This window comes from Mycoplana sp. BE70, assembly GCF_031455855.1.
GTDB lineage: Bacteria > Pseudomonadota > Alphaproteobacteria > Rhizobiales > Rhizobiaceae > Mycoplana.
Genome location: NZ_JAVDTM010000015.1, coordinates 121,366 through 140,719, shown reverse-complemented (window position 1 = coordinate 140,719; position 19,354 = coordinate 121,366). Strand labels below are relative to the sequence as shown.

Sequence of the window (19,354 nt, the reverse complement as noted above, 5' to 3'; positions counted from 1 at the left end):
GAATAGCAAAGCGACACGAGAAATATCTCCAATGCGAAACCATTGTTTTTATTGGCATGTCGCACTTGGAAATAGAATGTACCCGGCTACATATGCTAGTCGCGTAATCTAGCTTATGGAACCGTCGAGCGCTATCCTCAATATTGCCGCTCTAGGGAACTATGACGAGAATATCCAGACCTCGCCGCGAAAACCAATGCAGAATACTTCACTAGGTAATCGAAAGTATTTCAATAGAATCGCTCCTAAAGTCGATACCTTTTGAATTGAAAGCTTCAATAATCTCTTTTAGGCGAGTGGAGAAAGCAATCCAATTTGGATATTCATCAACACGGACCATATTAGCCATTCCTAAACATTCCTTCAGGAAAACAACCTTCTCAGCTTCCTCTATCCAACTCACCCCTGGCTTCTGCGTTGAATGACCCCACACGGCAAGGGAAAGACTTCTATCGACACACGGCTTGACCTGCGTCGGATATATATTCCAAGCTATCCGCCGCTCTCCACGGTCATTGACAATTTCGCATTCGCGAAAGGCGACTTCCTCTGGCTCACAAAACGCCTCAAGTGCACATTTGAGTCTTTCAGTGACAATTGGAGCCGAAGATTGCCCTGGATAAATATCGTACCCATCAAGCCTAGACAAAGGCTTTCGCTTCAATGTGTAGACTAGCCTCCCAGGAAGGGAAAACCTCTCCGGCGCCCACAAATCCACCACCTCAGCGGTGGATTTGTTGTAATCTGTCACCAGTATTTCACCGGTACTTCCTACCAATTCGCGGCCGTGACTGAGAATCCATACTGATTCTCCCTTGTGTCGGCCAGCTCGATTCAGCTTCATACGACCGCTCTCCAAGTCGCAGCACGGTGGAGGGAGAGGCCACCACCGACGCGAACATTTTCTACAGTGCCTTTGCGCGCGACACACCGGACGGATCACCAAGCTGGCCACCGATCCCGGCTACAACTTCGTCTATTCCTACGACCTTTGGAGCCAGCTGCTCGAAGCCTACAACGGCACCCCGTCGCAGGTTCAAACCTTCACTTATGCCGACGCCAACCATGCCGCCAATTGCCGCGCCTGCCAATGCCGCCTGGGCAGCTCTGTAAGAGCCTCCGGTCGTTCCTGCAGGTCCTACGGCGCGGCGCGGCTCGATCGCCATCCGGAGCCGAAGATCGATCATATCGCCACGGCGCTGGAACGCCGGGCGCGGGGTCACCCGATGCCGCTGGCTGCGCGCCAGCGCGAGAAAGCGGCGTTTGACCTCGTCGAACATAGCCACTGTCCGTGTCGATCGGGCGGATGTCCGGCCCAGGCCAGACGAAGCGGTTGCTTTCCGTCAGGACGATCCAGGAGCGCTCATCATCAAGGCCGAGGCGTCGCTTCGTTGCTGCCGGGATCTCTATGGCGGCAGTTGGATCGGACGGCGGCGAATGCGTGATCGGCAAAACCCGGACTACCGACGTCCCGTCGTCCAGGGCGGCAACGATAGCCAGAACGAGCGCCGGGCGATCCTTGTCTCCCTCCTCGCGTCCCTCCAGATACTGCCAATGCCACAGATAGGAATAGCGGAAAATCCAGCCAACCTTCGATTCAGTCGGCAGCATTCTTGTCCGTCAGCAGTTCGGCATTGAGATGATCGAGACCCGGTTCCATTTCGGCTTGCTCGACTGCGGCGATGTCGGCGTCGCTCAAAGCCGTCGTGGCGTCAACGCGGCGGTCACGCCTGGCCAAGCGAAGATAGTCCTCATAGGCAATGAGCACCGTGCGTGGACGGCCATTCTTCGTGATAATGACCGGCTCACGCACAGCAGCGTCTTGATAGGCGCCAAAATTCTTCGAGACGGCGGCGGCGGTCACGGTGGATGTCATTCTGCACCTCCAGTTTTCCGTAAAATACGTATTTTCCGGATCAATTCAAGGTGTCTAACTAACGCAATATGTTGTCGTTCCTCGGCAGTGATGGCATCCGGCGATCCTGTGGGGCGGTGTCTGACCTGGCGTCCCCCCGACATCGAGATCCACCCCATTCAGCCACACTGCAGGGCGGCTGGACATTCCGGCGGGCAAAAGCATACCGGCGGCACCAAAAGTCACTTCTCTGTGCGCCGGAGACTTCAGCAGAGATGAAGTAACCGTTCTCTCGGGGGAAATGTCAGCCGAGCCGCCGCTTCACCGCTCACCCGCCGGACTTTAGCACCTCCCGGTTTCATATTAAGGAGTGCCAGCCACTGACCCGCCTTGAGGTTCTCCCTGCAATGCATTATATGCAATCATTGATGATTGGGGATTCCGATGGCTAGCATGACCATTCGCAACATCGATGACCGACTTAAGCAGAAGCTTCGTATTCGGGCGGCAACGCACGGCCGGTCCATGGAAGATGAGGCGCGCGATATTCTGAAGTCGGTCCTCGCTCTCCAGGAGCCGGCACCGGGAAACCTCGCCAGCGCCATTAGCGCCCGACTGCAGCCACTCGGCGGCGTGACATTGGATATTCCCGCCCGCGAGCCGATCCGCGACGCACCGGATTTCAGCCACCATGATCGTTCTTGATACGAACGTCATATCGGAATTGCTGCTTCCAAAGCCCACGCCATGTGTCGTGGACTGGCTGGCTGAGCAGCGTTCCGGTCAAATCTTCACCACGGCGGTCACCGAGGCCGAAATTCTCCACGGCCTGCGTTTACTTCCCGACGGTCGACGCCGGCGCGACCTCGAAGCAGCCATTCTTCCAATCTTTTCCGACGATCTCGCCGGGCGTGTGCTGCCATTCGACCGCGAGGCTGCGGATGTCTATGGCACCATCGCCACGGATCGACGCAAAAATGGCCGGCCGATCAGCCAGTTCGATGCGCAGATTGCCGCCATCGCGCTTTCACGCGGCGCCGCACTGGCGACCCGTAATGTCGCCGATTTCGAGGAACTCGGCCTGACCATCATCAATCCGTGGGCGCTTCGCTGACATTGCGGATCGCCAAAATCCGGCACCAGACGCGCTCTCGTAGAGCAACTTGGCCAGGCAATTGTCGACGCGCTGCTCGCTGGAGGCCTCACCTTTCATCGTTCCTAGACCCCAAGGGCAAGTGGCGGAGAGGATGGCCGAACCTTCTCAGCAGACAATGTATTAATTATTGACCTGCACGTCGTCGCTGCGGACGAGCACTTTCCTAGGTCGCGAGGCCCGCGCCAATCAGCCGATCCCATAGCCTGATGCCATCACCTAGCACTGCATCACTGAAGTCGTGCCCGAGCTTGTCTCCACTACCTCTGTCGCCCCATCCCCCTCCGTAGTAAGCGTTCGCTTTCGGCGACAATGTTCATCAATGCCTGGAGAACGACCGAGTTTCGCATAGGCTTTATCGTCTTCTTCGGGCTGATCCTGTTGTCGGTCCTGGGGCCTTCATTGCTTGGCGTCTCGCCCACGAATTCAGCGTCACCGACAAGTTCTTGCCTCCCATCGGCTTTGAGGGCGGAAGCTGGGTGCATGTGCTTGGAACCGACCAGTAAGCCGGAAAACAGGAACGCGAGGCCGAGCAGCATCAGCAAGGCGCTGAGGATGATCGGGAAAAAGCCCGGGCCCATACGTGCAGCCGACCCGAATGAATAGTTCGTCGAAAGCAGCAGGGTGACTGCGCCCGCCGCCGTAAAGAAGACGCCGCTCTCGACGTCAACATTCCCGCTGCCGCGGCAAAAGCGGTATCGCTCATCAGCCTGCCGGCTGCGGCAAGCTGACCGTTCCCAGCCTCGCCCGGAAAGCACGATACGCTCCAAAGCTACGCCACTCCTTCGGTACACGATCGAATTCTCGGAGCTTCGCCTTGTGCGAAAGGCCTCCCAGCATCAGCATCGTCTCAGGCCGTTCGCGAAATATCGCTCGACCCCGTCTGGGCGATTCAGAGACTGAGGTATATAGGGCGTTCTCTCGAGGCCAGTAATCGCAAGAGAACGCCAGAAATAAGCAGGTATTAAGTGTTATACTTATCGTGATACGCCTGCATCATGGCAATGTAGTCGGAGATGTATTTCGCGTCATACCAGACGCCGAACAGGAAGCTGGACCGCCGGCGCGTCTGGAATGGCAGACCCAGGAAATAGATGCCTGGCTCCTTGGAAACACCAGATTCGTGGACCGGATCGCCGTCCTCATCGAAGATGTCCAGCTCAAGCCAGCTATAGTCGCGCCTGAAGCCCGAAGCCCAGATGATCGACGTGATGCTGGCGTCGGCCAGATCAAGCTCGCGGATCGGGTTCTTTTCGTATTCGGTGACCGGAAGCAGGTTGCGTGCGTCCGGGGACACCGGCAGGTCGAGCCCGTTATACTCGATATGCCTGTCGATCAGGTCGAGCGTATCGAGGTAGCTCTGGTTGCCTTCCTCGATGTTCCTGGCGAGGTCATCCGCGAAGGTGAGCTTTCCATCGCTGTAACCTGCGGTGCGGCCAACTAGAATCGCTCCCTTTGAGGCCAGCAGACGGTAGTCGATCGGCATTTTGGTATGGACGCCGCTGATGGCCAGAGCGATGTGCTGGACATTCTTGTCACGATTGACCGTATCCCAGCGGCCAAGCACGCCGGTCCAGTATGCGCCTTCCCGTTGGCGATAGAAGCGTGGCGGGCGTATATGACGGCCCAGCGACAGATAGACCTTGCGGCCGGTATCAACCAGTTCTTCAGCGATCTGGCCGCCTGACGCGCCCGCGCCAACGACAAGCACTGCGCCTTCTGGCAGCTGGCTCGGGTTCTTGTAGCCGACCGAATGCATCTGCACTACGCCGGCCGTTTCGGGGACGATCCTGGGGGTAACCGGAACCTGGAACGGGCCGGTCGCCGCAATCACGTTGATGGCCTCGAAATCACCCGCCGTAGTGGAGACGAGAAAGCCCTGCTTTTTGGGCAGCTTCTTAACCGACTGCACAGTGGCGCCGGTGCGAACCGGTGCGTTGATCTTCTCGGCAAAGTTCGCGAGATAGTCGACCAGCTTCTCCTTAGGCGTGAAAACGTCCTGCTCGATATCGGGGATCCGCATGCTCGGCAGCCGGTCGTGCCATGCCGGACCGTTGGCGCGCAGCGAGTCCCAGCGCTGCGAGCGCCAGCTTTCGGCCACGCGTCCCTTTTCGAGAACGACGTGGCTGATATTGGCATTGCTCAGGTGCTCGCTCATCGACAGGCCAGCCTGGCCCGCACCCACGACTACCGTATTAACCTTTTCCATTGTCTCTTAAACCTTTCTCAGGGGAGTAGCCCCTAACCGTGATGTCAGTCGCCTGGAAAAAAGCGCGCAAAGATCCGCTCTCCCGCCGCACCGTTCAGGGATCGCGGCAGATAAAATCCAGTGCTATTGAGTTGAGCGTCAGATCATTTCAGTGATTCATGGAAACGCTGAAATGATCCGAGTTGTTATTCTTTTAACAACTCCTGACGAAAACCGGCATCCACTTGTCTGGAATTCTCTAGAAACCTGTGACCGCATCACCCGTGAGGCGACGCTGCTTCATGACCGGCATGTTGTTGCGAACTGAGTGGAGGTTCTCCATATCCAATTTAGCTGAGATGATTTCGGCGCCTTGACCGGCGCGCGCCACGACCTTCCCCCAGGCGTCAACGATGACGGAATGGCCGTAGCAGCCCTTTTCCTGACCATCGACAACCACGGTGCCGCCAAGGCCGCAGGCAATGAAATGGCACTGTGTTTCAGCGGCACGCGCACGCGCCAGAAGTTCCCAGTGCGCCTCCCCGGTGACCATGGTGTAGGCTGCCGGCAGCGTGATGACCTCGGCGCCCTTAAGCCGCAGCGCGCGGAAGAGCTCGGGGAACCGGACGTCAAAGCAGATGGCCGTGCCGAAGGTTAAGCCCTCGAACTCCCAGGTGACGATCGCCTCGCCTGGCTTGATATAGTTGGATTCGCGGAAGGCACCGCTGCCCAGGTCGCCCATGTCAAACAAATGAATTTTCCGGTACACGGCGATCTCCTCGCCCTGCCGGTCAAAGACGACCGAGATGTTCTCGACACGCTCTTCACCGGGAACCTTGGCAAGGATCGTCCCGGCCTGGAGCCCGACCTTGTGGCGCTTGGCAAAGGCCTTCGCCATCCGAAAAGCGGGCGTTTCATGCAGAGGCTGGGCAAGCTCGACCGAGTGCTTCTGGTCGAGGCCGTAATAGCTGAAATACTCCGGGAGAATAAGGAAGTCCGGCCGGTCCGCCGCCTGCATTGCCGTTTCCATCGCCGCTTCCGCTGCAGGCACAGTGACGCCCGGCGACAAACCCATCAACGTTTGGACTGCGGCGATTCTCATTGTCTCGACTCCTCAGATGAGAGAATTTCCAGTGAGTTGGTTGCGCGTCCACCGGTATCCGGGTCCAGGACACGCTCGACGAAGGTGGCCATTTGCGGCTCATAGCCCTCCCAGAGGCGGCGCAACTCACCCAAAGGCTCCGCCCCGCGATCGACGCGAAGGTCAACCGAACAGAAACCCGGGTACTCGGCGACCTTCAGCGCAGCCGAGCACAAGGGGAAGATCTCGCCGCCTGCTTCGAGCGCGGCATCAAGCGCAGCCAGCAACCTCTCAGCGATTGTCTTGCCGCTTGTTTCAAGCGCTGCCGCCACCATTGCCGCCGGCACCCTGTCGTTCCTCAGGATATTGCCAACGGCCACGATCCCCGGAGCGGATGCGTTCGCATGGATCGGCTCCTGATTGGTGCCCTGCCGCAACGCAGTCGCCCCGTTGCGATCGACGATTGCAAGCTCGCGCCACTCAATGCCGGGCGCAGTTGCGATCTTGTCGAGCGTTTCCTGGGCGGAAAGCCCGTGCCGAAGGTGGCGCAGCGCCAACGGGCCCAGACGTGGGTCGGTACGGTGCTGGGTAATGACAGCGCCGGCGTCATGATTGACGAACAGGCAACGTGCGCCCATGGCCATCGATGAGGCCGCACCGGCAATTCCGAATTGCCCCGTTTTCGCACAGCGAAGAGCGATCGAAAAAGTCATCAGTTCAGCCTCAACATGGCTCTGGCCGGGGAGAACGGTGAGAGATCAACGCTCGGTTTCTCGCCCGTCATGACCTCTGATACGAGTTTGCCGGTGATGCCGCCGAGCGTCAGGCCCAGATGGCCGTGACCACAGGCATAGATGACGCGCGGATCCTTGGGCGACGGGCCGATGAAAGGTAGGCTGTCCGGCGTTGAGGGACGGAAACCCATCCAAGTATCCTGACGCTCGCCCAGTGCGGGCAACATCTGCCTGGCCTTCTTCTCAAGCACATTTAGACGCGACTGGCGCGCAGGCTTGTCGAGCCCGCCCAGGTCCACCGTGCCCGCCGCGCGGATTTGATGCGACAGCGGGGTGAGGAAGAACCCGTCCGAGGGATACATGACCGGGTGCGTCAGCAGCGGCTCATCGCGCGCGAAAGCGACGTGGTAACCGCGCTCGGTATTCATGTTGAGGCGATCGCCAACCTGCCTGGACAGGCCGCGCGACCAGGCACCGGCCGAAATGACGAGGCGGTCGGCCGTGATGAACTGGCCGCCCGCATGGACGCGCACGCCATCGGAGCCGCTTTCGATCCGCTCGGCATTGGCCGTAACGAAACGGCCGCCGCGCTTCTGGATTGCCGCGGCGAGACTTCGGCAATAAGCCTCGGGGCTGTCGACGACAAAGCAGCCGGGGAAAATCGTTCCCCCAACATAGCCCGGCGCGAGATTAGGCTCCAAGTAAGCTATTTCGTCACGCGACAGGTACTGCGCTTCGATGCCCTCAGCGCGTCGACGCTCATTGGACCTCTTGGCGCCCTTGGCTTCTTCCTCCGTACGGTACAGGTGAATGGAACCCTTGCCGCGGCCGAGCCGAATGCCACCGACTTCTTCCATCAGGGGCGCATGGCCCTCTTCCAGCACGCGCATCAGCGAGGCAAGCGCCGAGATGGTCCCGTTCTGCCGGCGGCGCAGTGAAGCGGTAAGGAAGGCCGCGAGCCATGGGGTAAGATCGAGAAGATCACGCCAATAGAGCGTCAGCGGCCCGTCGCGACGCAACAACATTCCAGGAACCTTCGAGAGAATACCCGGAGCAGCAGTGGGAAAGATTCCCGATGGCGCAACCGTCGCCGCATTGCCAAATGACGCCGCGTTGCGGAACGAAACGCCCTGCAAGGGTGGTGTAGGGTCAACGAGGACCACATCCAAGCCCTTCTTCTGCAGCCAGAGCGCCGTGGAAAGGCCCACGACGCCGGCGCCAATCACTGCAACGGAAAGCTTGCCGCTGTTGTTGGTCTGCATTTGAGGCAGTTCCCTCAGATTGCCGCAGTGACGATGATCTCGACATCGTAGCCTTGAGCCGCAGGCGGCACGACACCGGCAGCGCGCGATGGCTGATTTTCCGGGTCAACCCACTCTTCCCAAACTTCATTCATGACGTCGAAATGCTTCTGGTCGGAAATCCAGACAGTGGCGCGCAGAATCCTGGACTTGTCGGTTCCGGCTTCCTTGAGCCAGCGGTCAACCTTTTGCAGCGCAACACGGGTCTGGTCCTGGATGGACTCGCCCTTGTTGCCGCACATGCCCGCCACATAGGCGATGCCGTTGTGGATGGAGACCATCGAGGTGCGCTTCAGTCGTTCAATGCGAACTACATCAATCATACTACTTCACCAATTTTCCGGCCGCCTTAGGGCCTTTGATTTATAGAACTTCTCCGGGAAGACCTGAGGCTAGAGCCTCAGGCTCTTCTGGAAACCCATGAGCTTTTCAAGCAACGCGACCGCAATCACCGAGAGCCCGATCAGTGCCGTAGCCATGGCTGCAACCGTCGGATCGTCGAAATCCTTGATGTACTGATAGGCCGCGACCGGCAGCACCTTGGTGTGGTCATTGGTCAGGAACACCGCGATTGAAAAGTTGTCGAGCGCCTCAACGAAGATGAACACCGATGCGGCAAGAATTCCCGACTTCAACTGCGGAAGCACAATGACAAAGAAGGTGCGGAAGACCCCGGCGCCGAGGTTGCGCGCCGCCTCTTCGATCCGTGGATCAAGTCCAAGCAGATTGGCTGAAAGTGCACGGATGGCAAACGGCAGTGCGAAGACCAGCATGCCAAGGCAGAGGCCAAACAGACCAATACGGATCCCGCCCGCCGACAGCAGTGAGAGCAGGGAGACACCCGTCACGACGCCGGGGATGATCAGCGGCGACAGAATGATCTGCTGGATCAGCTCCTTGCCGCTGAAATTGGCCCGCACCAGCGCGTAGCTGGCCGGAATGCCGATCAAAAGGCTCAGCGGCGTTACAATGAGGGCCATCGTGAACGAGTTCTTCGCGGCATCCATGAACATGGACGAACTGTAGAAGTTCTTGTGCCATTCGAGCGAGAACCCGGTCGGCGGCCACTGGAAATAGCGCGTCGGGCTGAACGAATGGAGCACGACGAACACCACTGGCAGCAACAGGAAGATGACCGCGATTGTCGCCAGGGTAGTAGCGACGATGCCGAACTTTGCTTCGAGATCACGCCTAAACATCACGAAACGGCCTTCTTGATTTTCTTGGCAATGAAGTTGATCAGCCAGATCGACGCGAACGCACTGACGAGGAATACGACGGCAGTAGCAGCGGCATATGGAACATCATATTCGGTGAACATGCGGTCATAGATCTGATTGGCGATCATCCGGACTTTTCCGCCGCCCAGAACCAACGGGAAGAGGAATGAGGCAAGCGCGATTGAATAGACGAGAACCAGCGTTACCATGAGCCCCGGCAACATCATCGGCATGGTGATGCGCCAGAATGTCGTCGTGCGGCTGGCGCCAAGGCTGCGCGCTGCTTCCTCGACCGAAACGTTGAGGTTCTGGACGACGCCGATGAGCGTAAAGACGGCGAAGGGCAGCAGGTAATGGGTGATTGCGATGCCAACCCCGGACCAGTTGTAGAGAAACCGGATCGGCCTATCGATGACGCCAAGCCCAACCAGGCTGAGGTTGATCAGTCCCTTGTTTCCCAGAAGAATAAGCCAGGAATATGCGCGCGTCACACCACCGGACAGGAATGTGACGGCGATGGCGAGCATGATCAAGGTGCCAATCCACGGTCGCTTGGAACGCACAATCGCCATCGCCATCGGAATGGAAATGGCGACGGTAATCACCGAGATCACAAAGGAAGCCCCGAGCGTGCTTACGAGCACCGACTGGTTCGTCCCGGTGAACAATACGCGCCAATAATTGTCGAGTGTGAACGCCCCGACGAACTGCGATCCCGGAGGGCCCTTTACGAAAAAGCTCGAGAGACCGAAGTAGCTGTACGCTGCAACGATAAAGAGGCCGATAATCAGCGCAGGCGCAATCAGATACTTCGTGCGATCGTTGGTTGCCTCCATCATGCCCTCAACAGAATTGTCTGGGCCGGATCGAGGATCAGCTTGACTGACTTCCCGATGGCGTACCGGTCACGGTTGTTGTTGCGCGGAGCATTGGCCTCGATCAGGAGGCCGTTGACCTCAGTACGATAGACCACCCGCTCGCCAAGTTCGTGCATGTTCTTGACGGTTCCGGCGATCCCTTCTCGCGGATCATCGGCGCCGACAACCTCGATATGGGAGGGACGGATCGAAACCTTGCAATCTGCGCCTGCGGATTGGCCTTCGGCGTCATTGACAAAAATCAGCTGCCCGCCCACCGATAGGGTTGCCTCTCTGCCGTTGCTGGCGACAATTTTTGCATCAAAGATATTGGGCACGCCGAGGAACCTGGCGACGAATTCGCTCCTGGGTCGATCATAGAGCGCGATCGGAGAATCAAGCTGCTCAATGCGGCCTTGGTTCATGACGGCGATATAGTCAGAGAGGTAGAGAGCCTCTTCCTGATCGTGCGTCACAAGGATCGATGTGATGCCCAGTTTCTGCTGAAGCTCGCGCAGCTCAGACTGCAGCCCTTCGCGAAGGTGCCGGTCGAGAGCGCCAAGCGGCTCATCGAGAAGCAAGAGCTTGGGCTTGATGACCACGGCACGCGCGAGGGCAACGCGCTGCTGCTGGCCACCGGATAACTGGCTGGGATAGCGGTCCGCCAGATGCGTTAGCTGGACCATCTCGAGCGCTTCGCGCACGCGGGTCACCTGCTCTTGCCTTGATACGCCGCGCATCTTGAGGCCGAACGCAACGTTCGATTCGACGGTCATATGCGGGAACAGGGCATAGTTCTGGAAAACCATGCCGATGTCACGAAAGTTCGGCTCCACCCTGCTGATGTCCTTGCCATCGACGAGGATCTCGCCGGATGTCACATTGAGAAAGCCCGCGATCATTCGGAGAACGGTGGTCTTGCCGCAACCGGATGGTCCAAGAAGAGTCAGGAGCGATCCGCTCGGCACGTCCAGATCGAGGTCGCGTAACGCCACGAACGAGCTGTACCGCTTGGTCAGATTCCTGAGTTGCAAAGTACTGCTCTGCAGATGTTTCATGGTCGCCATTCCATCAGAGAAGAATTGGGGGAGTGCTCGAGCGGCCGGCCGCTCGAACATTCGGTCGAATTTGAATTGGGGGAACTGTCAGCGCGCTACCGTAGAAGCGCGTGGTTCACCGGACCGTCTCGATCCGGGTCCGACAGAAATTGCCAAGCATGGCACATGCTATCGGATGATACGCACTGTCCTTCATTTCTATCCCACTGGTTGATTGAAACCGCGGATCAGGTGAGCTCTCATCAATTGCTCGGCCCCCTCCGCATCCCGCGCTTTGATTGCCTCGAGAAGCTTGACGTGATCCTGGATCACTTCCTGCGATTGCGCCCGGCTGAGAGCGGAAAGATTTGCTTCACTCATGAAAAAGCCGGCGTAGTTGTCTATCGCGGACTGTAGTTCGGGAACTCCGCATGCATTGTAGATCCTCCCGTGAAATACATTGTTGTTGCGCACGCGCTCGGTGCGTGCCTCTTCCGGCAGCGCTAGCGCCAATTTGATCGACTCCTCAAGAACCTTGAAGTCTTCCTCGTTGAGGTGGGGCACCGCGAGCCTCGTCGCGTAACCCTCAAGTGCAATTCTGATCGCACGGATACCCTTAAGCGCAGACTTCACATCCGCGACAACGACACCAGAAGACGTTCGCACAAGCAGCCTGTTGGAGATAAGCCGCGTAAAGGCTTCGCGCAGGGGCGTGCGGCTGACCCCGAGCCGCTGGGCCACCTCGACTTCTCGCAAACGCTGCCCCGCCTCGATCTTCCCATCCAGAATAAGCGACCGCAACAGCTCATAAACAGCATCGGCAGAGCTAACCGCAGCCAGCCGGAATCCAACCAGATCGTCAATTCCATCGGCATCCATGATATCTCGCTTCCATAATATTCACTGACATGCCTTGGTTATGCCGCGATCAAAAGTTGACTGCCAGTCCCCAGACAACTAGTTTGTACGTTATCCCTTGTCCCGGACCTTCCCGTTCTTGGAGAGATCAGCGATCAGCGTCGAAAATACCGCGCCGCGCCCCACGAGACTGTCAACGACAATCGTTTCATCGCGAGAGCAGATGTCGTTGCAGATCGGACCAAGGCCGTCGATCGTCGGCACACCGAGCGCGCCGCAGAAGCTCGCGTCGGAGCCGCCTGAGATATTGGTGAGTTCAAAGCAGGGCGCGCCGATATTCTCGGAAGCCTTGGCAACGATGTCGTAAAGCTCCTTGGTCTCGGGCGTGCAGGCCCAGGCAGGCCGCGTCCAGCCACCAGACAGAACCACCCGAACCCGGTCGGTCGAAACCTCGGCAATCAGACGCTCCACTTCCTTTTGCAGCTTCTCAGCTTCGTCAGGCGTTCGAGCGCGCATATCAACGTGGAGCTTAGCGTGGCCCGGAATGACCTGCCGGGCATCGCCACCCTGGAACACGCCGACGTTGACGATGGTGCCATTTTCGAGATTCGTCAGTGCCTCGATCTGGGGCACGAGGATGGCAAGAGGACGAATCGCGGAAGCGCCCTTGAGATAGTTGGCTGCCGCATGCGCGGTCTGCCCGGTCGCCTCAATAAAGAAGGCACCAACAGCACCGCGAGAGGTAAAATAACCACCGCCGGGGCGACCAGGCTCAAGGGTCAGGACCCAATCGGAGGTCTTCGCGTGCTCCTCGATCCAACCGCGCGAGAGCGGACTCCCGAGCTCTTCATCGCTGACGACAAGGAACTTGATCTCTTCAAACTCGGCGAGGCGCGCCTTTGAAGCAACATCAATGGCATTGACGGCCAACACAAGCCCGCCTCGCATGTCACCAACGCCGGGGCCGGTTGCAAGCTCGCCCTTGATCTCGAAAGGCCAGTTCTCGAGAGTGCCGCGCGGCCAAACGGTATCGGCATGGCCGAGGATCATCAAGCGACCCTTGCCATCACCGTTGCGTACTGCCAGCAAGCGATCTCCGCGCTCGTGCACCCGCTCATAGTGCAGCTCAAAGCCAAGCGCCTGCAACCGTTCGCCGATCCAGCGTGATGTGCGGGTCACACCTTCAATATCATAGGATCCCGCCTCAATAGCGACGAGCTCGGCAATGTCTGCAAGCATTGCATCAAGACGATCCGCAAAAACGCTGCGAAACTCATTAGCCAGGGTCACGATAGCCTCCAAGTTTGTATACAGGGATACAAACATACCTGTGCGCAATTTGCAACAAAAAACTTAACAAGTGCTATTTCTGGACCTGCGGGCTGCTCCAGCACCCTCCCGCTATCTCTCCATTCAGAAGCGAGAGCGGAAGGAGGCCGTTTGACTGCAGGCGGCTGCCCAGTTCCAGCAACGCGAAGTCGGCGTGCATCGGGGCCATGATCTGCATGCCGATCGGGCAACCGCGGGAATCGCGACTTGCAGAAAGTGCAAGCGCAGGCAGGCCGGTAAGATTGGCAGCCGAAGTGTATTCCAATGGATTGCCGACGCTCCTGTTTGGTGCGCCAAGCGCATTATCAAGCAGGGGCGGAATAGCTGCATGAACCGGCAGGGCCAGCCAGTCGATCTCTTCGAACAGCTTTTCCCACAGGATGGTAATCTCGGCCTGCCGCTTCAGGGCGCCAGCATAGTCGTCATCCGACAAGCCCAATCCCTTTTCGATCAATGTAGCGAGCGCCTGACCATAGTCTTGGCTCTTCGCGGGATAGGTGGTGGCATGGCCAAGCGCCGTCTCCCTAGCGCAGATCCGCTCCCACGTTTCGTGCAGATAGGGGATGTCCGGCAGGTCGCAGGCGATGAGATCGAGGCCCATACGCTCGGCTGTATCAAGCAGGCAGCGATAGGTTGCCGCAACCTCGGGGTCGAGCCCATCATTGAGCAGGATCGGAAGGTAGCCGAAGCGGCGCATTTTTTCTTGCGCCGGTTGCGTATTGTCATGGCCCGACATCGCTTTCAGCAGCAGAGCGCAGCCTTCCGCATTGGATGCCATTGGACCGATATGGTCGAGACTGGGGGCCATGGCGCAAATGCCATCGGTGCTGACAAGGCCGCGGCTGGGCTTGAGCCCTGTTATCCCGCAATAGGCTGAAGGGAAGCGGATTGACCCGCCAGTGTCGCTGCCCACGGCTGCGGCTGCGAGGCCGGCAGCGACCGCAACACCCGAGCCCGACGAGGATGAACCAACGCGAAACAATGGGCCCCACGGGTTTACCGGAACTGGCATTTTCGGATGGTGGGTGGAACAGGCACCCTCGGCCATGGCCAATTTGCCGAGAATAACCGCGCCCGCCGCCAGAAGATTGCCCACCATCGCTGCATTGCTGCCGGTATTGCGATCGCGAAAAATCGCCATGCCGTTGGACGTCGGCGCGAAATCAGTTTCGCATAGATCCTTGAGCGCAATGGGTACGCCATGCAAGACCCCAAGCGTCCTGCCCTCAGCCAATGCCCGGTCGGCTGCGTCTGCCTGCGCGAGGGCTGTTTCAGCAGTGACTGTGATGTAGGCCCGAAGCGACGGGTTCAACCGCGCGATCCGCTCAAGATAGTGTTGTGTAAGCGCGACGGAGCTGACCTCACCTTTTGCGACCGCTTTTGCGACCTGAGCCAGCGGTTTGGCAATGAGCTCGGGAAGTCTGATGGCGGCGATCGGGGTGGACAGTGTCATGGGCTCGCAAGGGGTCGGCCAGCGAGACGAGCCAGCCGCCCACTGTCTTGATTTGAAGCTTTGTCGGAAAGAAGATCAGGTGGCTCTCACCACCTGATCGATCTCAACTCCGTAGAGCGGTGGTGGTGTGGGGGTTAGTGGGTCGCGATTTCGTCGAAGCGGACGGACCAGTCGCTGATGTTTTTCAAGACGACAGCGCCATCCATCACGATGCCGTCGCCTTCAGCGGGCAGGGCCGCTGCGAGTTCTGCCGGCAGCGTTACGTTCCGGTTGACCGGAGCCATGTTCACCCTAGCCAGCATCTCTTCCTGTGCAGTCTTCGAGATGATGAAGTCGATAAACTTGGCTGCATCTTCCTGGTGCGATCCGTTCGTCATCATCATGACGTCGAAATACATCGGGGCCGGACGCGGAGCGATCATCTTCATGTTGAGGCCTTCGCCTGCAACCGCATTCATGTGCGAGCTCTGTCCGATGAGGATGCTCCCCTCCCCCTGAACGACGGACTGGCGAGCCTGGGAGTCCGAGGTGTAGTAGAGCGAGACATTCTCATTGAGGCGCTTGAGAGCCTCAAATCCGGGGTCGAAGTTCTCCGAGGTGCCGCCATTGATGGTGTTTGCAACCGTCAACAGCGAGCCGGAGTAGATCGACATGGCCGGAGCAATGATCTTGCCCTTGTACTCAGGCTTCCAGAGGTCTTCCCAGGAAGTCGGCGGGACATCTATGGCGTCCGCGTCATAGACGATGCCCATCGGGTAATAATAGATGCCGACCCAATCCTCGGACATAGCGCCCTTGATCAACTGGTCGCGGTTGCTCAGCTTGTCCTGCGGAATCTTGACGAACAGCTTCTGATCCTGCGCCGCCTCGCTTGCAATGGTGCTGGTTGCAAACCAGACATCCACGGACGGGTTGTCGCGCTCGACCTGGAGCTTGACCAGCCCCTCGCCCGAAGACGACTGGGTGACGGCATTGACCTTGATACCCGTTTCAGCCTCGAACTGCTGTGAAATGGCCATCAAGCCGTTTTCCCACGTCGAGCCCCAGATCTGAACGGTAATCTCTTTGGCCTGTGCAAATGCGGGGCTGGCTGCGAGCAGCACGCCGCACGATAGAAGCAGGGACTTAATATTCATGGTATCTCCTCCTGGTTTTAAGGTCATCTCGGCTGTCAACGCGTATGTGTTGTGAGCAAACGTCGGCCATGGAAAGGAACCGTCGGATCGCCGACAGTCGTCCAGCCACCGGAGTTCCGTTGTTCCGGAGCGAGACCTGCCGATCATGTGGTGCATGTCCTGGACGGATGGGCTTGAAGGCCACCTCTTTAACGCGATCTTTGATCGCGCGGGAAAGACCCGGCATCAGCCATCGCCGCAATAGGACCCACTTTGAATTCCAGTCAACTCAGCGAAGCCGGCAGCACAAACTCAGCTGCCTCTCCAAACCGGCGTTCAACTCCGCGGAAAGAGTCAACGGTCCACCTCCCCAGTGCCTGTGTGTGCCGGGATACTTGCATACAGAAATGGCAGGTGCAACAAATTTTTGAGGAATGTCAAAAATGGTGCGCTCACGAACCGGAATAAATTAGCGGAGGGCCCGCGTCCTACGAGGCGCGCTCAGTGGTGGGCCGACATTGCGCGAGACGATCGACGCATTACTGACGATCTGCGCGCCTACATGGATTGGGTCGATGCAGTCATGTGGCCGCGCTTCCGTCGATCTCAAGCGGAGCCATGATCGGTCCCTTGCGCATGGCGAACGTGCCGGCGGCCGACTGGGCATGTTGTGCATACCGTAGACTTCAGCGATGCCGAGCCTCTCTTGAACGCCGTCTTTGGCCATCTCGTTGGCGCCGCCGCCTTCTCCCACCGGCTGGAAAATCACTGCGACGCTGGCCGGCAAGCGCCGGGTCGCGGGAAGATATTTGGCTGCGTCGAGAGTAGGATGGCAGCGACTCCATATCGGCCCTGAGACCGATCACGGGACCGCCCGCGCCAGTCGACCGCCAATCCGCCCTGTGCGTGACCCACCTGTCCAGCCGAATTCTCGCATGCGTTCGAGATGAACCTATCTTGTGATTAATCTGCCGCAGTCGCGACCGTTTGAAACCTTTCTACGCGAATTTTGCTACTTTTCTGACTAGCTGCCATTCGCTCGCTTCTGTATTTCTCGATTCCCATCTCAAGTACCTGAACGAGTGTCTCGCTGATCTTTCCGACCCGAGGAACAGACGTGAAGTATCGATTTTTGACTGCAGCATCGGCCGTCTTCACGTTGGCTGGCATGCTTCCGGCAGATGCGGCCGACCCGTTGGTGCCGGCGCTTGCTGTGCCGCCGCCGTGGTCCGGCTGTTACCTCGGTGCAAATGCTGGTTAGGTGCACGGCGATGCAGACGCCACGGATTCGCCCTTCACGGAAGGCCCTTTCGCGGGGGCGGGCTTTTCCTGGAACAGTGCTGGCAACCCCTATGAGCGCATTTCCAACGATGACAGCGGCATTGCGGGCGGAGTAGAGGCTGGCTGTGACCGTCAGTTCGATTACAACGGCACGTCTTTGGTGCTGGGCGGTGTCATCGATTTCTCGCTCATGAACCTCGGCGCGACCGGTACGTCCGCCATCAGCAGCGACACCCACACCAGCTTTGACATCGATTGGGCGACGAGTGCCCGAGTTCGCGCCGGCATCGCCGCTTCCGATTTGCTGTTTTATGCCACCGGTGGCTACGCGCTCGCGAATGTGGACGTGCGCGCCTACAGTCGGCCGACCCTCGCGGCGCCCGGAGAAATGGACGTGTCCGGCGGTGGGACCGAAGGCGGCTGGGTCGCCGGCGCCGGCATCGAATGGCGCGTCAAACCCGAGTGGTCGGTCGAAATCGAATACCTGCATTATGACTTCGAGTAACCACCGATCGATCTCGCCGATGTTCCCACAACGAAGGCCGAAGAACGCATCGCCCTCGCTCGTTTGCCAAGTTTATCCCGCACTTAGCTTTCGTCCAAGGGCAGCTTCTGGGGAAACAGGCAACTGCTCGGATAATCGAAATGGGGTCGGGAGTGGACATTGGTGAACGCTTGGAAGGATGACCGCAATGGGGGCGCAAAGCGGAAATTAGATCCGGTTTGGGACCGCCTGCGGTCTGACTGCTTCCCGCAAGCAAGCGACGAAAGCGGCCAGACCGCCGCGGTTCGCCGAAGTCCGCTATTGGCGGTGGGTTCAACTGATTGCAGCAACACACTCTGCGAACCTCTCCGCTGGGGTTTGATAAAGCAAGGTCTTTCTCGGACGTTCGTTAAGCTGCCTGGCGATAGCACTGAGGCCTGGCTGTGTACGGACAGGTCGGGAGGTCTGCCGACATCCCGACGATGTCAACCTCGTCCCAAACGCGTCCGCTAGTGCTTCAGGAAGACATGCGCTTCTCGCTTTCAATCGCCTCATCTTTCCTACGTGGCGTTCATATGCCCCAAGCGATCCGCAGGCGTCGAAATTCTGGCGGTGAAATGGGCGATGCTGGCTGGGCTTGTGTCCGTCCTGAAACCGCGGCACGTGATGTTTCCGGCTGACTTCACAACTGGCCGCAGATCGTAGCAATACCTTACTTGCACTAGCGTTGAGCCGGCCCTAGTGCTGCTCCGGTCATCCCCTCACAAGGCACAAATCATGGAAATTTTCACATCTGCCGGCCTGCTGGCTCTCCTGCAGGTGGCTATGATTGACTTGGTGCTCGCGGGCGACAACGCTGTGGTCATCGGCCTCGCTGCTGCCGGCCTGCCCCCCGAGCAGCGCAAGAAGGCCATCCTTGTGGGCATCCTTGTCGCGACCGTCCTTCGCTCGCTCTTGCTAGCGTCACGGTTCAACTGCTCGACATCATCGGACTGCTTCTGGCAGGTGGCATTCTCCTGCTTTGGGTGTGCTGGAAGATTTGGCGAGAGCTTCGCGCCGCGGTCGGTGTCGACGATGCACTCGAAGACGGGACGAGCACTCCCAGGAAGACAATTTTTCAGGCCGCAACACAGATCGTCATCGCGGACGTCTCCATGTCTTTGGACAACGTTCTGGCCGTTGCCGGTGCATCACGCGAGCATCCGACCGTTCTTGTCATCGGCTTGATGCTGTCGATTGCCATGATGGGTATCGCGGCAAACTTCATTGCGCGGCTGCTGAGCCGATATCACTGGATCGCGTATGTCGGTCTCGCACTTATCCTCTATGTGGCCCTACACATGATTTATCGCGGCTCGATAGAAGTGTGGCCTCACTTGGTCGCGGCGCTTTAGACAAAACCAAATCC

The 19,354-nt window shown here is 58.5% G+C and carries 18 protein-coding genes and 2 pseudogenes; 4 read left to right on the top strand and 16 right to left on the bottom strand.

Going from position 1 to position 19,354, the window contains the following annotated elements; all coding sequences use genetic code 11:
* Positions 1-211 precede the first annotated feature (211 nt).
* The 3 genes and pseudogenes from J2Y48_RS23005 to J2Y48_RS22995 form a co-directional block, all read right to left on the bottom strand.
* Positions 212-844, bottom strand: coding sequence for an imm11 family protein (locus tag J2Y48_RS23005; protein WP_310423150.1), 633 nt, complete (start codon positions 842-844; stop codon positions 212-214).
* Between the two features lie 367 nt (positions 845-1,211).
* A pseudogene (locus J2Y48_RS23000) lies at positions 1,212-1,611 on the bottom strand (plasmid maintenance toxin (PemK-like)); the annotation flags it as partial.
* Positions 1,598-1,876, bottom strand: a complete 279-nt coding sequence (locus tag J2Y48_RS22995; RefSeq protein WP_310423149.1) for a type II toxin-antitoxin system Phd/YefM family antitoxin — start codon at positions 1,874-1,876, stop codon at positions 1,598-1,600. The pseudogene J2Y48_RS23000 and the gene J2Y48_RS22995, both read right to left, overlap by 14 nt.
* A gap of 423 nt (positions 1,877-2,299) precedes the next feature.
* On the opposite strand from J2Y48_RS22995, the gene J2Y48_RS22990 reads away from it, so the two are divergent.
* Both J2Y48_RS22990 and J2Y48_RS22985 read left to right on the top strand, forming a co-directional pair.
* The gene (locus J2Y48_RS22990) at positions 2,300-2,560 is read left to right on the top strand and encodes a FitA-like ribbon-helix-helix domain-containing protein (RefSeq protein ID WP_310423144.1); all 261 of its coding nucleotides are present in this window, start codon (positions 2,300-2,302) and stop codon (positions 2,558-2,560) included.
* The gene (locus J2Y48_RS22985; protein ID WP_310423142.1) at positions 2,547-2,969 is read left to right on the top strand and encodes a type II toxin-antitoxin system VapC family toxin; all 423 of its coding nucleotides are present in this window, start codon (positions 2,547-2,549) and stop codon (positions 2,967-2,969) included. Before J2Y48_RS22990 ends, J2Y48_RS22985 begins: the two co-directional genes overlap by 14 nt.
* A gap of 299 nt (positions 2,970-3,268) precedes the next feature.
* Here the strand turns inward: J2Y48_RS22985 and J2Y48_RS22980 are convergent, their stop codons facing one another.
* The 13 genes from J2Y48_RS22980 to J2Y48_RS22920 form a co-directional block, all read right to left on the bottom strand.
* Positions 3,269-3,778: a tripartite tricarboxylate transporter TctB family protein gene (locus J2Y48_RS22980; RefSeq protein WP_310423138.1), complete on the bottom strand. Its 510-nt coding sequence runs from the start codon at positions 3,776-3,778 to the stop codon at positions 3,269-3,271.
* Between the two features lie 194 nt (positions 3,779-3,972).
* Complete coding sequence (locus J2Y48_RS22975; protein WP_310423135.1) at positions 3,973-5,217, bottom strand: NAD(P)/FAD-dependent oxidoreductase; 1,245 nt, start codon at positions 5,215-5,217, stop codon at positions 3,973-3,975.
* A 238-nt stretch (positions 5,218-5,455) separates the two neighbouring features.
* Entirely contained in the window at positions 5,456-6,298 is an 843-nt protein-coding gene (locus tag J2Y48_RS22970) for a nitrilase-related carbon-nitrogen hydrolase (RefSeq protein ID WP_405030291.1), read from the bottom strand.
* A complete protein-coding gene (locus J2Y48_RS22965) occupies positions 6,295-6,990 on the bottom strand; it encodes a DUF1028 domain-containing protein (RefSeq protein ID WP_310423132.1) in 696 nt (231 codons plus the stop codon). The genes J2Y48_RS22970 and J2Y48_RS22965 overlap by 4 nt, the downstream gene beginning before the upstream one ends.
* Positions 6,990-8,273 carry an FAD-dependent oxidoreductase gene (locus J2Y48_RS22960; RefSeq protein WP_310423129.1) on the bottom strand — a complete coding sequence of 428 codons (1,284 nt, stop codon included), beginning with the start codon at positions 8,271-8,273 and terminating at the stop codon, positions 6,990-6,992. Before J2Y48_RS22960 ends, J2Y48_RS22965 begins: the two co-directional genes overlap by 1 nt.
* A 14-nt stretch (positions 8,274-8,287) precedes the next feature.
* A complete protein-coding gene (locus J2Y48_RS22955; protein ID WP_310423126.1) occupies positions 8,288-8,635 on the bottom strand; it encodes a RidA family protein in 348 nt (115 codons plus the stop codon).
* A 69-nt stretch (positions 8,636-8,704) separates the two neighbouring features.
* Complete coding sequence (locus tag J2Y48_RS22950; RefSeq protein WP_310423123.1) at positions 8,705-9,511, bottom strand: ABC transporter permease; 807 nt, start codon at positions 9,509-9,511, stop codon at positions 8,705-8,707.
* A complete protein-coding gene (locus J2Y48_RS22945) occupies positions 9,511-10,368 on the bottom strand; it encodes an ABC transporter permease (RefSeq protein WP_310423120.1) in 858 nt (285 codons plus the stop codon). The genes J2Y48_RS22950 and J2Y48_RS22945 overlap by 1 nt, the downstream gene beginning before the upstream one ends.
* Complete coding sequence (locus J2Y48_RS22940; RefSeq protein WP_310423117.1) at positions 10,368-11,447, bottom strand: ABC transporter ATP-binding protein; 1,080 nt, start codon at positions 11,445-11,447, stop codon at positions 10,368-10,370. Before J2Y48_RS22940 ends, J2Y48_RS22945 begins: the two co-directional genes overlap by 1 nt.
* Before the next feature lie 198 nt (positions 11,448-11,645).
* On the bottom strand, positions 11,646-12,305 hold the full coding sequence (locus J2Y48_RS22935; RefSeq protein ID WP_310423114.1) for a GntR family transcriptional regulator: 660 nt from the start codon (positions 12,303-12,305) through the stop codon (positions 11,646-11,648).
* A 90-nt stretch (positions 12,306-12,395) separates the two neighbouring features.
* Positions 12,396-13,574 carry a M20/M25/M40 family metallo-hydrolase gene (locus J2Y48_RS22930; protein WP_310423112.1) on the bottom strand — a complete coding sequence of 393 codons (1,179 nt, stop codon included), beginning with the start codon at positions 13,572-13,574 and terminating at the stop codon, positions 12,396-12,398.
* A 73-nt stretch (positions 13,575-13,647) separates the two neighbouring features.
* On the bottom strand, positions 13,648-15,066 hold the full coding sequence (locus J2Y48_RS22925) for an amidase (protein ID WP_310423109.1): 1,419 nt from the start codon (positions 15,064-15,066) through the stop codon (positions 13,648-13,650).
* Positions 15,067-15,200: 134 nt separating this feature from the next.
* A complete protein-coding gene (locus J2Y48_RS22920) occupies positions 15,201-16,202 on the bottom strand; it encodes an extracellular solute-binding protein (protein WP_310423105.1) in 1,002 nt (333 codons plus the stop codon).
* Positions 16,203-17,442: 1,240 nt separating this feature from the next.
* Here J2Y48_RS22920 and J2Y48_RS22915 point away from each other — a divergent pair.
* Complete coding sequence (locus J2Y48_RS22915) at positions 17,443-17,967, top strand: outer membrane beta-barrel protein (RefSeq protein WP_310423102.1); 525 nt, start codon at positions 17,443-17,445, stop codon at positions 17,965-17,967.
* Between the two features lie 756 nt (positions 17,968-18,723).
* Positions 18,724-19,340: pseudogene (locus J2Y48_RS22910) on the top strand (YjbE family putative metal transport protein).
* The last annotated feature ends 14 nt before the right edge of the window (positions 19,341-19,354 follow it).